Below are 16,139 nucleotides of genomic sequence, written 5' to 3' on the forward strand. Positions count from 1 at the left end.
CGAGGAGCGTGGGCGGCGGTGACGAGGGGGCGCGCCCGGCGGTGATATCCCGATGACGAGACGTGCCGTCCCGTGCGACCATCTTCCTGTCGGCCCTCCGGTCGGCGCGGCACGGGACGCGGGAATCCCCGGGGGTACTCAGGCGTTGTAACCCACGGACGGTACCGGCGACCGGCGCACCGACATCGGTACCGGCACCGAGCCTCGAACGGCACTCCCATCGACGTAAGGATCCAATGACCTCCTCTTCTTCCCCTTCCCAGGACACCAAGCGCTCCGCGCACGCCTACCCCGAGGGTCTTCGGGCCGATGCCCTGATGGAAGAGGACGTCGCCTGGAGCCACGAGATCGACGGCGAGCGGGACGGCGACCAGTTCGACCGCTCCGAGCGCGCGGCCCTGCGCCGCGTGGCGGGACTGTCCACCGAGCTGGAGGACGTCACCGAGGTCGAGTACCGCCAGCTCCGCCTGGAGCGGGTCGTACTCGTCGGCGTCTGGACCACCGGCACCGCGCAGGACGCCGACAACTCCCTCGCGGAGCTCGCCGCCCTCGCCGAGACCGCCGGCGCGATCGTGCTCGACGGCGTCATCCAGCGCCGTGACAAGCCCGACGCCGCCACCTACATCGGCTCCGGCAAGGCGCTGGAGCTGCGTGATGTCGTCATCGAGACCGGCGCGGACACCGTCATCTGCGACGGTGAGCTGAGCCCGGGCCAGCTGATCCAGCTGGAGGACGTCGTCAAGGTCAAGGTCATCGACCGGACGGCCCTGATCCTGGACATCTTCGCCCAGCACGCCAAGTCCCGAGAGGGCAAGGCGCAGGTCGCACTCGCGCAGATGCAGTACATGCTGCCGCGGCTGCGTGGCTGGGGTCAGTCGCTGTCCCGGCAGATGGGTGGTGGCCGCGGCGGCCTCGCCACGCGCGGCCCCGGTGAGACCAAGATCGAGACGGACCGGCGACGGATCCGCGAGAAGATGGCGAAGATGCGCCGGGAGATCGCGGAGATGAAGACCGGCCGCGAGATCAAGCGCCAGGAACGACGGCGCAACAAGGTGCCGTCCGTCGCCATCGCGGGCTACACCAACGCCGGCAAGTCCTCCCTGCTCAACCGCCTCACCGGCGCCGGCGTCCTGGTCGAGAACGCCCTGTTCGCGACCCTGGACCCGACCGTCCGCCGCGCGGAGACCCCGAGCGGCCGGCTGTACACGCTCGCCGACACCGTCGGCTTCGTCCGGCACCTGCCGCACCACCTGGTCGAGGCGTTCCGCTCCACCATGGAGGAGGTCGGTGACTCCGACCTGATCCTGCACGTGGTGGACGGCTCGCACCCGGCCCCGGAGGAGCAGCTCGCGGCCGTGCGTGAGGTGATCCGGGACGTCGGCGCCACCGGCGTGCCCGAGATCGTCGTGATCAACAAGGCGGACGCGGCCGACCCGCTGGTCCTGCAGCGGCTGCTCCGGGTGGAGAAGCGCTCCCTCGCCATCTCGGCCCGTACGGGCCAGGGCCTGGCGGAACTGCTGGCGCTGATCGACGACGAGCTGCCCCGGCCCTCGGTCGAGATCGAGGCGCTGGTGCCGTACACCCACGGCAAGCTGGTCGCCCGGGCCCACACCGAGGGCGAGGTGCTCTCCGAGGAGCACACCGCGGACGGCACCCTGATCAAGGTCCGGGTGCACGAGGAACTGGCGGCCGACCTGGCGCCCTACGTCCCGGCCCCCGCGGCCTGACCCACAGGCACCCGTGCCGCGGCACCGCCGACGGCCGTACGAAGGCCCGCCACCCCCTCGGGGCGGCGGGCCTTCGTCACGTCCGCGCGAGCGCTGTCACCGCCCGGCGAACTTCTTGCTCACCGAGTCGTACACGCCCTTGGCCACCCCACCCAGCCGGGGACCGGCCAGCCAGCCCGAACTCACCGGACCGATCGAGGTGTTGGACACCAGGGCCGGCTTGCCGTCCGCGCCGGTCTCCACCCAGCCGCCACCGGAGGAGCCACCGGTCATCGTGCAGCCGATCCGGTACATCGTCGGGTCCGACTTCGCGATGGACAGCCGGCCCGGCTTGTCCTGGCACTGGTAGAGCAGCTGACCGTCGTAAGGAGCCGCCGCCGGATACCCGGACGCCGTGATGCTGGAAACCTTCGGCACGGCCGGCGCATCGAAGTTCACCGGCAGCGCCCCGCCGACCGTCTCCTCGAGGGACTTGCCCGCGTTGCCCTGCTCCGGCGTGACATGGATGACCGCGAAGTCGTACGAGGCGCCGTTGCCGCCCGTCTCGCCGCCCTGGTCGATCCACTGCTGGGAGGTCTGCGCCGCGTCGGCCCACCAGACGCCGTAGGGGGCGACCTCGGACCGGCTGGCACCCTGCAACTGCGCGCTGGACTTACCGGCGTTGTTGTACGACGGCACGAACGCGATGTTCCGGTACCAGCCACCGCTCTTGCCGGCGTGCACGCAGTGTCCGGCCGTCCAGATCATGTTGGACCGGCCCGGATGCGCCGGGTCCTCGACAACCGTCGCCGAGCACACCATGGTGCCCTGCGGCGAGTCGAAGAACACCTTCCCCGAAGTGGCCGCCCGGGAGTGATACGGCGGCGCGACCGCCTGCGCCCTCACCGGCTGCGGCGTCGGGTCCGTGACCCCCTGGTCACCGGAGATGTCGTTGTCGTCGACGCCCTTGTCGGGGTCGTTGGCGTCCCGCATCCGGTCCGGGTTCCACAGGCCCTTGATGATCGGGTTGACGAAGTCGTTGGCCTCGCGCAGCCAGTCGTCCCTGTTCCAGTTCTTCCAGGCGCCGTTCTTCCACTTGTCGAGGTCGATCCCGTGCTCCTTGAGCCTCTTCTTGAGGTCGTCCGGGATCCTGATCTTGCCGTCGCCGGTGCCCGCCGCCGTCGCGGTGGCGGTCGGCCGGGCGTCGGCGTTGTCGTCGCCGTTGCAGGCGGTGGCGGTCAGCGCCAGCGCCGACACGAGGGCGACCGTCGCCAGGGCGGGGGAGGTACGGCGGCCGCCCCTCCCTCGCCGAACGGTGAACGACGGCCGTATGGATCGCATGCTCTTGACTCCCCCTGCTGTGAAGGAACTCGGCGCTTAAGCCGCGACACCGCCGTTGAACCCATGGGGAGTTCACGTCGGTCCCACGACCTTCTGGGAACGGCATCACACACTATGCGCTCGCTGTGGGGGACTTCCGCCGGAACGGCAACGGTTCGGCTACAAGCCTTCTGACCTGGCCGATCATCCGCAGATGGCCCGATTTGACGTGCGTTCACCTCCGGGCCCGGGCGGCCGGCCGACCGGCACTCCGCCGGCAATGGTCCGGGGCGACCCGTAACCCGCCGACCGGTCCACGGTTGTAGGGGTGGGGGGCCTGCTGCCTGTGTCCGGCCCCCGGGGACCAACTGGCCTCTGAACAGCGGGGAGGACGACGAGCCGTGGCCGTTACGGAGTCGATGGCCGGCGGGCCGCAAGAGGCGGCCCGAGTCGCCCACGAGGGGATCCTGAGACGCCAGTCGGCGCGTGAGTCCTCGGCACGCACCTACGCCCGGGCCCTGCCCATCGTCCCGGTCCGGGCACGCGGGCTCACCATCGAGGGCGCCGACGGCCGCCGCTACCTCGACTGCCTCTCCGGCGCCGGCACACTCGCGCTCGGCCACAACCACCCGGTCGTCCTGGAAGCCGTCCGGGGGGTCCTGGACTCCGGTGCCCCCCTCTCCGTCCTCGACCTCGCGACACCCGTCAAGGACGCCTTCGTCACCGAACTGTTCGGCACGCTGCCGCCCGGCCTCGCCGACCGGGCCCGGGTCCAGTTCTGCGGGCCTGCCGGCACCGACGCGGTCGAAGCCGCCCTGAAGCTGGTCCGTGCCGCCACCGGCCGCACCGGCATCCTCGCCTTCACCGGCGCCTACCACGGCATGACCGCCGGTGCGCTCGCCGCCTCCGGCGACGCCCACGACGTCCAGGTCACCCGCCTGCCCTACCCGCAGGACTATCGCTGCCCCTTCGGCATCGGCGGCCCCCACGGCGCCGAACTCGGCGCCCGCTGGGCGCAGTCCCTGCTCGACGACCCCAAGTCGGGCGTACCCCGGCCCGCCGGCATGATTCTCGAACCCGTCCAGGGCGAGGGCGGAGTGATCCCCGCTCCCGACGACTGGCTGCGCCGTATGCGACGGCTCACCGCGGACCGGTCCATCCCCCTGATCGCCGACGAAATCCAGACCGGAGTCGGCCGCACCGGTGCCTTCTGGGCCGTCGACCACAGTGGCATCACCCCCGACGTCATGGTCCTGTCCAAGGCCATCGGCGGCAGCCTGCCGTTGGCCGTGATCGTCTACCGCGACGATCTCGACGTCTGGCGACCCGGCGCCCACGCGGGCACCTTCCGCGGCAACCAGCTCGCCATGGCCGCCGGCACCGCCACCCTCGCCTACGTCCGCGAGAACGGACTCGCCCCCCGAGCCGCCGAACTCGGCTCGCGCATGCTGACCCGACTCAGACAAGACCTCGGAGCACTCGCGTGTGTGGGCGACGTGCGGGGGCGAGGGCTGATGATCGGGATCGAGCTGGTGCGACCCGAGGGCGACGACGGAACGCTCTTCGACGGGACGTCCGGCGAGCAGCCCGTGTCGTTGGGCGGAACGGATCCGACACGCACCCCCCGCCCGGCCGCGCCCGAACTCGCGGCGGCCGTCCAGCGGGAGTGCCTGCGGCGCGGGCTGATCGTCGAACTGGGCGGCCGTCACTCGGCCGTCGTCCGGCTGCTCCCGCCCCTGACCCTGAGCGACGAGCAGGCCACAGCGGTCCTCGACCGCCTGACGGACGCGGTGGCAGCCGTGGCCCACGATCACCCGGACCACCACCCACACCCGCACGCTCCGGCCCGGCCCGCGGGCTGAAGTCCGCCCGGCCTTTGCCCGGCCGCCGCCCAGGCACCGGCCACGCGATCCTGACCGAGCCATCCCCACCACGCCTCCCTCCAAGGACGTCCAACTCCCCGACCACGCCGTCTCCCCACGCCGCAGCCCAGTGCCCACCGACCTGCAACCTCCAGCCATCTCCCACGGCCGGCCTCCCCACGGCACGGCCCGGCCCGCCCGCTGCGGACCTGCCCAGTCACCCGGGCCGCCCGGGCGGCGGTCCCGCCCCGTCACCGGTCCAGCCGGATCGGCCACCGACCCAACGCGACGACCAGCGGACGCCAACGGGAGACAGCCCGTCCCTTCCCACCTCCAGCCCCAGGAGCCGTCATGAACGACACCCCCACTCCCGACGGCCGCTCCGGTGCTCCCGACGAACAGGGAGATTCGGGCGCCTCGAACTCTCCCGTCCCACTCGCCGACTCCGTTCCCCAGCAGAAGAGACGAAGCGTGTCGGTGACCCGGCCCACTGAGCCCGGCGCCGACGCGCTCGACGACCCCGACCCCGGCACCGCCGCCCAGGCCGCCGCAGTGGAGAACCTGCTGCGGTGCTGGGTACGCGAGACCGACCTCGCCGCCCCCGCCACCGGCATCCTCCACATCCCACTGCCGGCCAGCGGCGCCTCCCTGACCGTTCCGGTTCGCTACTGGTCCCCGACGGGCTGGCATCGCTTCGGCACCCCACGCCTCACCAGCGCCCCCATGGACGCCCCACCCGTCGACGCCGTCACCCTCGCGGCACTCCTGACCAGGGAGACAGCGCCCCGAGACAGCGGACCGCGCGATGCGTTCATCGCCCAGGCGCCGCCCACCGAGGAAAACGCGGAGGAAACCGCCGAGGAATACGCCTTCGCCGCGGACGGCACGCCCCACACCCCGGACGGCACCCCCCGTATCCAGGACGGCACACCTCGCCCCCGCGGCACCACACCACTCCACCCGGACGGCACCTCCCGCACCTCGCCCCGCACCATCACCCTCCCCACCCCCGGCACAACCGGAGCCACCGGTGACGGTGGTGACCTCGTGGCCAGGGTGGCCGACTCCGTGCGCCGCACCACGACCTTCATCCAGGACCGGCGCGCACACCCCGCCGACACCCCCGACCTCTTCCTCGGCGCCGAGCAGGCGCTTCTCCTCGGACACCCCCTGCACCCCACCCCCAAGGGCCGTGAAGGTCTGACGGACGCCGAAGCCCGCCTGTACTCACCGGAACTGCGCGGCTCCTTTCCCCTGCACTGGATGGCCGTCGCCCCCTCACTGCTCGCCACGGACTCGGCCTGGACCGAGCGCGGCCGCACCGTTCCCGCCGACCACCTCACCCGACGTCTCGCCGGCGCCGCACTGCCCCTGCCCGACGGCTACACCGCCCTGCCGCTGCACCCCTGGCAGGCGCGCGATGTGCGGCACCGTGAACCCGTCGCGGCCCTCCTCGACTCCGGGCTTCTGCGCGACCTCGGCCCGGCCGGGGCGCCCTGGCATCCGACCTCCTCCGTGCGCACCGTCCACCGATCCGGGGCGCCCGCGATGCTCAAGCTGTCGCTGGGCCTGCGCATCACCAACTCCCGCCGGGAGAACCTGCGCAAGGAACTCCATCGCGGAGTCGAGGTGCACCGGCTTTTGCGCACCGGCCTGTTCAAGGAGTGGCAGGCCGTGCATCCCGGCTTCGACATCGTCCGTGACCCGGCCTGGCTCGCCGTGGACAGCCCGGACGGAGTGCCCGTGCCCGGACTGGACGTGATGATCAGGCACAACCCGTTCGCTCAGGCCGTCGACGTCGGCTGCGTCGCCGGACTCGTCTCTCCGCGCCCCCTCCCCGATGAACACCCCGACGCCACACCCCCGCAAGCCGCTCGACCCGCTGCGGCCACTGCGCCCACCGGGCTTGCTCGGCCCATGCGGTCCCGACTGGACCAACTCGTCGTGCGACTCGCCGCCCGCACCGGTCGCCCCGTCGGAGCCGTCGCCGCGGAGTGGTTCCTGCGCTACCTCGAACAGGTCGTCCGCCCCGTGCTCTGGCTGGACAGCGAGGCGGGCGTCGCACTCGAAGCCCACCAGCAGAACACGCTGGTCCTGCTGGACGACCACGGCTGGCCCGTGGGCGGCCGATACCGCGACAACCAGGGGTACTACTTCCGTGAATCCCGGCGCGCCGACCTGTCGGCCCGGCTGCCCGGCATCGGCGAGCGCAGCGACACCTTCGTCTCCGACGAGGTCACCGACGAACGCTTCGCCTACTACCTGGCCGTCAACAACGTGTTCGGACTGATCGGGGCTCTCGGCTCCCAGGGTCTGGCCGACGAACGGCTGCTCCTCGCGGCCTTCCGCCGCTTCCTCACCGGTCTCGCCTCGGGCCCCGGCGCTCTGCGCACCCCCCTGCCCGACCGTCTCCTCGACTCACCCGTCCTGCGCTGCAAGGCCAACCTGCTGACTCGGCTGCGCGGCCTGGACGAACTAGTCGGCCCGGTCGACACCCAGTCCGTGTACGTCACCATCGCCAACCCCCTTCACTTCTGAACCCGTTACCGAGCGACCTTTCCCTCCGTCTCGCACTCCCGAGGACCATGACCCACCCCGACTCCTGAGAGGAGCGCACGATGCTTCCCCCCGATGCAGGCGCCGCCTCCGGCTCCGCCGCCTCCCGCTTCGCTTCCACCCGCCCGGACCCCATCGGGTCCCGAGCGGACTCCACCCGCAGGCGGGCCGCCCTGTTCGGCGAGTTCACCGTCGATGACGACGACGCCGACAGCGAGGACACGCTGGATCTGCACCTCCCCTCCGAATACATCGCCCTCTTCAGCACGGGGACACCCGACCTCCTCGACCGTCTTCCCATGTGGGGGCCGGTCGCCACCCCCGTCGGCTCCTTCCACCTGGTACCCGTACGCATCGAGCGCGACCTGCCGCTGATCCACGGCTGGATGAACGACCCCGCCGTCGCGGAGTTCTGGGAGCTGGCCGGGCCCCGGAACCGGACGGAGGAACACCTGCGGACACAGCTCGACGGCGACGGGCGCAGCGTGCCGTGCCTGGGGATGCTTGACGGCACCCCCATCAGCTACTGGGAGATCTACCGGGCCGACCTGGACCCCCTGGCCCGGTACTACCCGGCACGCCCGAACGACACCGGGATCCACCTCCTGCTCGGCGGTGCGGCGGACCGTGGACAGGGCGTCGGCACCGCCCTGCTCAGGGCCGTTACCGACCTCGTCCTCGCCCGGCGACCCGCGTGCGCCCGTGTCGTGGCGGAACCCGACCTTCGCAACACCCCCTCCGTCGCCGCGTTCCTGAGCGCCGGCTTCCGGCTCGCCGCCGAGATCGACCTGCCCGACAAACGGGCCGCCCTCATGATCAGGGACCGGATCCTGCGCGATCTGTCATAGCTTCATGTGTTCGAGCGCTCACAATGAGTACGAACCGCGAAGGCGAGGTGTTCCCATCCGCACGAACATTTTCTGAGATGTGCGGAGGCGGGACGCGCCATGGCCGTTCGGGCGGAATGCCGACGCGATGGGTAAGAAGGGCGGCGCGCCATGCGGGAGGGGTGCGCGCCTTGCGCGGCAGGTAGACGCGACAGGTGAAGGGGCGAGCGGGCGTAGGGGGCAAGGGCCGAGGGGGTGAAGGTCGACGGGGCACCGGGGCCGAATAGGTCACCGCAGGTCGTCCCGGTCGCCGCAGTCCGAGACCACCTTCACTCGTGCGGATGTCGTCTCCGCCGTACAGCCCGGGCGATCCACCGGGCCGGGAACCGCGCGACCGGCGCGGTCACCGGCTCCCTGCAGCACCCTGGACTCCGCCGTCGGCGCACGTTTGTCAGTGCCGCGCCGTAGGGTGGTCGGGCTATGACGAAGCCCTCACTCCCCGAACTCCTGCATGCCGCTGTCGCTGCCGTCGGCGGCACGGAGCGCCCCGGCCAGGTGACCATGGCCGAAGCGGTCGCCGAGGCGATCGACGACGGATCCCATCTGTTGATCCAGGCCGGCACCGGCACCGGTAAGTCGCTGGGCTACCTCGTGCCCGCGCTCGCGCACGGAGAACGGGTGATCGTCGCGACGGCCACGCTGGCGCTGCAGCGCCAGCTGGTCGAGCGCGACCTGCCCCGCACGGTCGACGCCCTGCATCCGCTGCTGCGTCGACGCCCCGAGTTCGCGATGCTCAAGGGCCGCTCGAACTACCTGTGCCTGCACCGCCTGCACGAGGGCATGCCGCAGGACGAGGAGGAGGGTCTCTTCGACCAGTTCGAGGCCGCCGCGCCCACCAGCAAGCTGGGCCAGGACCTGCTGCGGCTGCGGGACTGGGCGGACGAGACCGAGACCGGTGACCGGGACAATCTGACGCCGGGCGTCTCCGACCGCGCCTGGGCACAGGTGTCGGTGTCGTCGCGGGAGTGTCTGGGCGCGTCGAAGTGCGCGTACGGCGCCGAGTGCTTCGCGGAGACGGCCCGTGAGCGCGCCAAGCTCGCCGAAGTCGTGGTCACCAACCACGCGCTCCTGGCCATCGACGCCATCGAGGGTGCCCCCGTGCTGCCGCAGCACGAGGTACTGATCGTGGACGAGGCACACGAACTGGTCTCGCGGGTCACCGGTGTCGCCACCGGCGAACTCACACCCGGCCAGGTCAACCGCGCGGTGCGCCGGGCCGCCAAGCTTGTCAACGAGAAGGCCGCCGATCAGCTCCAGACCGCCGCCGAGGGCTTCGAGCGGCTGATGGAGCTGGCCCTGCCCGGTCGTCTCGAGGAGATCCCGGAAGATCTCGGCTACGCCCTGATGGCGCTGCGGGACGCGGCCCGGACGGTGATCTCCGCGATCGGCGCGACCCGCGACAAGTCGGTCCAGGACGAGGACGCGGTCCGCAAGCAGGCGCTGGCCTCGGTCGAGACGGTGCACGACGTGGCGGAGCGGGTCGTGAACGGCTCGGAATGGGACGTCGTCTGGTACGAGCGGCACGACCGCTTCGGCGCTTCCCTCCGCGTCGCTCCCATGTCAGTCTCGGGGCTGCTCCGGGAGAAGCTCTTCGCGGACCGCAGCGTCGTCCTCACCTCCGCCACCCTCAAGCTGGGCGGGGACTTCAACGGCGTCGGCGCCTCCCTGGGGCTAGGCCCCGAGGGCGTGGAGGGGGAGGACCTGCCGCAGTGGAAGGGCGTCGATGTCGGCTCGCCCTTCGACTACCCCAAACAGGGCATCCTTTACGTCGCCAAGCATCTGGCCCGTCCCGCGAGGGACGGCGACCGCGCCGACATGCTCGACGAACTGACCGAGCTGATCCAGGCGGCCGGCGGTCGCACGCTCGGCCTGTTCTCTTCCATGCGGGCCGCCCAGCTCGCCGCGGAAGAGCTCCGCTCCCGGATTCCCGAGTTCCCGATCCTGTTGCAGGGCGAGGAGACGCTCGGCGAGCTGATCAAGAACTTCGCGGCCGACCCGGCGACCTGTCTCTTCGGCACGCTGTCGCTGTGGCAGGGCGTCGACGTCCCCGGCCCCAGCTGCCAGCTGGTCGTCATGGACAAGATTCCGTTCCCGCGCCCCGACGACCCGCTGATGAGCGCACGCCAGAAGGCGGTCGAGGAGGCGGGCGGCAACGGCTTCATGGCGGTGGCGGCCACCCACGCGGCCCTGCTGATGGCCCAGGGCGCCGGCCGTCTGGTCCGCGCGTCGGGTGACCGGGGCGTGGTCGCCGTACTCGACCAGCGACTGGCCACCGCGCGGTACGGCAGCTACCTCAGGGCGTCACTGCCCGACTTCTGGTACACGACGGACCGTAACCAGGCCCGCCGGTCGCTGGCGGCGATCGACGCGGCGGCGAAACAGGCAGAGGCCGGCCAGGCGGAAGCCAGGCAGGCGGAGACCGGCCAGGCGGAGACCGGCCAGCCAGGGGCCGGGCACGCCGAGCCGGTGCAGACGGAAGCGGAGCCGGCAGCCACGGAGGCCGCGGCGAAGTGATCGTGAGGTGGGCCGGTCGACGCAGGTCGGCCCACCCCGGCGACGTACGCCTGCCACACCCCACCCCGCCCGGTCTCGGACGGAGCCCCACCCTCCCGGCCCTGAACGACGTACGACCGCCCGGGCCAGCCCGGACGGTCGTACAGCGCGCGAGCCACGGTGGGCACACGCAGGGCCCCGGAACCGGCGCAGGGGTTCCGGGGCCCGGTCAGGGAGGGGTCGTGGTCGACCCGTCTGCCACGGTCGTCACACGCGCCGCAGCACGGCGACGACCTTGCCGAGGATGGTCGCGTCGTCGCCGGGGATAGGCTCGTAGGCCGAGTTGTGCGGGAGGAGCCAGACATGGCCGTCCTCGCGCTTGAAGCGCTTGACCGTGGCCTCGCCGTCGAGCATGGCGGCGACGATGTCACCGTTCTCGGCGACCGGCTGACGGCGGACGGTGACCCAGTCACCGTCACAGATCGCGGCCTCGATCATGGAGTCGCCGACGACCTTGAGGACGAACAGTTCGCCGTCACCGACGAGCTGGCGGGGGAGGGGGAAGACGTCCTCGACGGACTCCTCCGCGAGGATGGGGCCACCGGCGGCGATCCGGCCGACCAGCGGGACGTACGACGCGGCGGGCTTGCCCGCGGTGTCCGTGGGCTGCACGGTCACGGCCTGGTCGGAGCCACGGACCTCATACGCGCGGGGCCGGTGCGGGTCGCGGCGCAGGAAGCCCTTGCGCTCGAGTGCCATCAGCTGGTGGGCGACCGAGGACGTGCTGGAGAGGCCGACGGCCTGGCCGATCTCGCGCATCGACGGCGGGTAGCCCCTGCGCTGTACGGAGTCCCGGATGACCTCGATCACCCGGCGCTGTCGGTCGGTGAGCCCGGAACTGTCCGCCCGGATGCCTGGAGGTCGGCCAGGGAGGGAGCGCTTGTGTCCCTCCGGATTCGTGGCTTCGTTCATCGCGTGTACCGGCTCGATCCGGCCCTGGGAGCGGTCCTGGGCAGTGATGGTGGCACTGTCAGCGGTGGTGGTCACGTCGGCCCCTCTCGATGGTCTCCCTGCTGCACAACGGTAGTTGCTTTCGAAAGGTTGCGCCAAACACACGTTCGAGTGAAAAACTGCGATTCGGCTGTCGCGGTCATGTGTCTGGGTGTATGGCTAACGCGGCACCTGACGGGCAAATACGCTCATTGTTGTACGTTCGCCGCCGGGGTCGTCGACCTTGTGGGCGCGCCCCAGTGTGCCATCCGGAACCGAGCCCGCCGGGATGCGGGCCCCTTCCGTGCCGGAGTCGCACGTGTCCTCCGTGCGGCGCCCACGGTATCTCCGTAAGCGCCCCGGGGATACGACGCTGCGTCCGCGTGTTCGGACGGACCGCTGCTGCCGGGCCGGGTCCGCGGGTCCGGTCGCGACACGCGAGTTCAGCTCCATGTATGAGCCAATCCCCACATCTAGTGGTTGGATGGCTACAGCGGCCCAGTGGTTGTGGTCCCCCCGGTCCGGGACGGCTCTCCGATCGCCTATGCTTAGGGCTGCTCCGCGGGACACATGGTGTCCTGCGAGGCTATTGAGTCTGCTGTGAGGAGGGTTGGAGATCATGCACTGCCCCTTCTGCAGGCATCCCGACAGCCGTGTGGTCGACAGTCGTACGACCGACGACGGCACGGCGATCCGCAGACGCCGCCAGTGCCCCGACTGCTCCCGTCGTTTCACGACCGTGGAGACGTGCTCTCTCATGGTGGTCAAGCGATCCGGAGTGACCGAGCCCTTCAGCCGGACCAAGGTCATCAACGGCGTGCGCAAGGCGTGTCAGGGGCGGCCCGTCACCGAGGACGCGCTCGCCCAGCTCGGCCAGCGGGTCGAAGAGGCGGTGCGGGCCACCGGGAGCGCCGAGCTGACCACGCACGACGTGGGTCTGGCCATACTCGGTCCGCTGCAGGAACTCGACCTCGTCGCGTATCTGCGATTCGCCTCCGTCTACCGGGCGTTCGACTCGCTTGAGGACTTCGAGGCCGCGATCGCGGAACTGCGCGAGGCGACCCGGAAACCCGCCGCGGACGACGAGGGCGTGGGAGCGGGAAACAAGGAAGACGAGCGCGGGCGCGGCGGGACCGGTCAGGTCCCCGCGCCCACGCACGCCGCCGACTGACGGACACGCCGGAAACCGGGAGGAGACCCCGGTTCCGGTCGTCCGGAGGCGGCGGCCGAAGACCTGTTGCGAGCGGCAGCTGAGTAGCCCGCAACGTAAGACAGAACACCGTGTCACGGGAACAAGCGGGGCACTTCGGGGCGTTATTGCCCGTATAGGGAGGCGGCATGACAGAGACGGCGAGCGGTCCGGCACGAGGTTCCCGAGCCAAGGGCGGCAAGGTGGGGACCAAGGGGCTGCACATCGAGCGCATTCACACCACCCCGGGCGTGCACCCGTATGACGAGGTCGCCTGGGAGCGCCGTGACGTCGTCATGACCAACTGGCGCGACGGCTCGGTCAACTTCGAGCAGCGCGGCGTCGAGTTCCCCGACTTCTGGTCGGTGAACGCGGTCAACATCGTCACCAGCAAGTACTTCCGGGGCGCCGTGGGCACCCCGCAGCGCGAGGTCAGCCTCAGGCAGCTGATCGACCGCATCGTGAAGACGTACCGGAAGGCCGGCGAGGACCACAGGTACTTCGCCTCGCCCGCCGACGCCGAGATCTTCGAGCACGAGCTGGCCTACGCGCTCCTGCACCAGATCTTCAGCTTCAACAGCCCCGTCTGGTTCAACGTCGGCACCACCCAGCCCCAGCAGGTCTCCGCCTGCTTCATCCTGTCCGTCGACGACTCCATGGAGTCCATCCTCGGCTGGTACAAGGAAGAGGGGATGATCTTCAAGGGGGGCTCGGGCGCCGGCCTGAACCTCTCCCGCATCCGCTCCTCCAAGGAACTGCTCTCCTCCGGCGGCAACGCTTCCGGACCGGTCTCCTTCATGCGGGGTGCCGATGCCTCCGCCGGCACCATCAAGTCCGGTGGCGCCACCCGCCGCGCCGCCAAGATGGTCGTGCTCGACGTCGACCACCCCGACATCGAGGACTTCATCGAGACCAAGGTCAAGGAAGAGGAGAAGATCCGCGTCCTGCGTGACGCGGGCTTCGACATGGACCTGGGCGGCGACGACATCACGTCCGTCCAGTACCAGAACGCCAACAACTCGGTCCGTGTGAACGACGAGTTCATGCAGGCGGTCGAGAACGGCGGCAAGTTCGCCCTGCGTGGCCGTATGACCGGTGAGGTCATCGAGGAGGTCGACGCCAAGGCGCTCTTCCGTAAGATCGCCCAGGCCGCCTGGGCCTGCGCCGACCCGGGCATCCAGTACGACGACACGATCAACACGTGGCACACCTGCCCCGAGTCCGGCCGGATCACCGCGTCGAACCCGTGCAGCGAGTACATGCACCTGGACAACACGTCCTGCAACCTGGCCTCGCTGAACCTGATGAAGTTCCTGAAGGACGACGGCAAGGGCAACCAGTCCTTCCAGACCGAGCGCTTCCAGAAGGTCGTCGAGCTGGTCATCACCGCGATGGACATCTCGATCTGCTTCGCGGACTTCCCGACCCAGAAGATCGGCGAGAACACGCGCGCGTTCCGCCAGCTCGGCATCGGCTACGCCAACCTCGGCGCCCTGCTGATGGCGACCGGCCACGCGTACGACTCGGACGGCGGCCGCACCCTGGCCGGCTCCATCACCTCGCTGATGACGGGCACGGCCTACCGCCGCTCGGCCGAGCTGGCCGCGGTCGTCGGCCCGTACGACGGCTACGCCCGCAACGCCGACGCCCACAAGCGCGTCATGGCCCAGCACGCCGACGCCAACGCCAAGGCCGTCCAGACCGACGACCTGGACTCCCCGGTCTGGGCCGCCGCCACGGAGGCCTGGCAGGACGTCCTGCGCCTCGGTGAGAAGAACGGCTTCCGTAACTCCCAGGCGTCCGTGCTCGCCCCGACCGGCACCATCGGCCTCGCGATGTCCTGCGACACCACCGGTGTCGAGCCCGACCTCGCCCTGGTCAAGTTCAAGAAGCTGGTCGGCGGCGGCTCGATGCAGATCGTCAACGGCACGGTCCCGCAGGCCCTGCGCCGCCTGGGCTACCAGGAGGAGCAGATCGAGGCGATCGTCGCCCACATCGCCGAGCACGGTCATGTGATCGACGCCCCCGGCCTCAAGCCCGCGCACTACGAGGTGTTCGACTGCGCCATGGGCGAGCGCGCCATCTCCCCGATGGGCCACGTCCGCATGATGGCCGCGATCCAGCCCTGGATCTCCGGTGCCATCTCCAAGACGGTCAACATGCCGGAGACGGCGACCGTCGAGGAGGTCGAGGAGATCTACTACGAGGCCTGGAAGCTCGGCGTCAAGGCCCTCGCCATCTACCGCGACAACTGCAAGGTCGGCCAGCCGCTCTCCGCCAAGAAGAAGGAGACCGAGAAGGTCGAGATCACCGAGAAGACCGAGGACACGATCCGTGCCGCGGTCGAGAAGGTGATCGAGTACCGCCCGGTCCGCAAGCGTCTGCCCAAGGGCCGTCCCGGCATCACCACGTCCTTCACGGTCGGCGGTGCCGAGGGCTACATGACCGCCAACTCCTACCCGGACGACGGTCTGGGCGAGGTCTTCCTGAAGATGTCCAAGCAGGGTTCGACCCTCGCGGGCATGATGGACGCCTTCTCCATCGCCGTCTCGGTCGGCCTCCAGTACGGCGTGCCGCTGGAGACCTACGTCTCGAAGTTCACCAACATGCGCTTCGAGCCGGCCGGCATGACGGACGACCCGGACGTGCGGATGGCGCAGTCGATCGTCGACTACATCTTCCGCCGCCTGGCGCTGGACTTCCTGCCCTTCGAGACGCGCTCCGCGCTCGGCATCCACTCCGCCGAGGAGCGGCAGCGCCACCTGGAGACCGGCTCCTACGAGTCGGCCGAGGACGAGGTCGACGTCGAGGGCCTGGCCCAGTCGGCGCCGCGCGCCCAGGAGCTGAAGGCGGTGGCCACACCGAAGGCCGAGGCCGAGGTCGCGGCTCCCGCCCCGCAGCAGGCCCACACCAGCGCCGAGCTGGTGGAGATGCAGCTGGGCATCCAGGCCGACGCCCCGCTGTGCTTCTCCTGCGGTACGAAGATGCAGCGGGCCGGTTCCTGCTACATCTGCGAGGGCTGCGGCTCGACCAGCGGCTGCAGCTGACGCACGACGGTTCATTCGACGAGGGGCGCCGGCCATGGCCGGCGCCCCTCCGCCGTAACAGGTCCCAGCGTCAGGCCCGAGCCTCGAAG

The 16,139-nt window shown here is 70.6% G+C and carries 9 protein-coding genes; 7 read left to right on the forward strand and 2 right to left on the reverse strand.

Annotated features, from left to right (window positions below):
• Positions 1–236 precede the first annotated feature (236 nt).
• A complete protein-coding gene (gene hflX, locus ACIBA9_RS26910) occupies positions 237–1,727 on the forward strand; it encodes a GTPase HflX (RefSeq protein WP_362157637.1) in 1,491 nt (496 codons plus the stop codon).
• Between the two features lie 96 nt (positions 1,728–1,823).
• On the opposite strand, the gene ACIBA9_RS26915 is transcribed toward hflX, so the two are convergent.
• Entirely contained in the window at positions 1,824–3,047 is a 1,224-nt protein-coding gene (locus ACIBA9_RS26915) for a trypsin-like serine peptidase (RefSeq protein ID WP_399366890.1), read from the reverse strand.
• Between the two features lie 398 nt (positions 3,048–3,445).
• Here ACIBA9_RS26915 and ACIBA9_RS26920 point away from each other — a divergent pair, with 398 nt between their 5' ends.
• The 4 genes from ACIBA9_RS26920 (at position 3,446) to ACIBA9_RS26935 (ending at position 10,845) form a co-directional block, all read left to right on the forward strand.
• On the forward strand, positions 3,446–4,888 hold the full coding sequence (locus ACIBA9_RS26920) for a diaminobutyrate--2-oxoglutarate transaminase family protein (RefSeq protein ID WP_399367077.1): 1,443 nt from the start codon (positions 3,446–3,448) through the stop codon (positions 4,886–4,888).
• A 351-nt stretch (positions 4,889–5,239) separates the two neighbouring features.
• On the forward strand, positions 5,240–7,426 hold the full coding sequence (locus ACIBA9_RS26925; RefSeq protein WP_399366891.1) for an IucA/IucC family protein: 2,187 nt from the start codon (positions 5,240–5,242) through the stop codon (positions 7,424–7,426).
• Positions 7,427–7,506: 80 nt separating this feature from the next.
• A complete protein-coding gene (locus ACIBA9_RS26930) occupies positions 7,507–8,292 on the forward strand; it encodes a GNAT family N-acetyltransferase (RefSeq protein ID WP_399366892.1) in 786 nt (261 codons plus the stop codon).
• A gap of 459 nt (positions 8,293–8,751) precedes the next feature.
• Positions 8,752–10,845, forward strand: coding sequence for an ATP-dependent DNA helicase (locus ACIBA9_RS26935; protein WP_399366893.1), 2,094 nt, complete (start codon positions 8,752–8,754; stop codon positions 10,843–10,845).
• Positions 10,846–11,091: 246 nt separating this feature from the next.
• Here ACIBA9_RS26935 and lexA read toward each other — a convergent pair whose 3' ends face one another.
• Complete coding sequence (gene lexA / locus ACIBA9_RS26940) at positions 11,092–11,871, reverse strand: transcriptional repressor LexA (protein ID WP_393899109.1); 780 nt, start codon at positions 11,869–11,871, stop codon at positions 11,092–11,094.
• A 562-nt stretch (positions 11,872–12,433) separates the two neighbouring features.
• On the opposite strand from lexA, the gene nrdR reads away from it, so the two are divergent.
• Positions 12,434–12,985 carry a transcriptional regulator NrdR gene (gene nrdR / locus ACIBA9_RS26945; RefSeq protein ID WP_399366894.1) on the forward strand — a complete coding sequence of 184 codons (552 nt, stop codon included), beginning with the start codon at positions 12,434–12,436 and terminating at the stop codon, positions 12,983–12,985.
• A gap of 167 nt (positions 12,986–13,152) precedes the next feature.
• Positions 13,153–16,050 carry a vitamin B12-dependent ribonucleotide reductase gene (locus tag ACIBA9_RS26950; RefSeq protein WP_399366895.1) on the forward strand — a complete coding sequence of 966 codons (2,898 nt, stop codon included), beginning with the start codon at positions 13,153–13,155 and terminating at the stop codon, positions 16,048–16,050.
• Positions 16,051–16,139: the final 89 nt, after the last annotated feature.

The sequence above is a fragment of the Streptomyces sp. NPDC051452 genome (assembly GCF_044454765.1).
GTDB lineage: Bacteria > Actinomycetota > Actinomycetes > Streptomycetales > Streptomycetaceae > Streptomyces.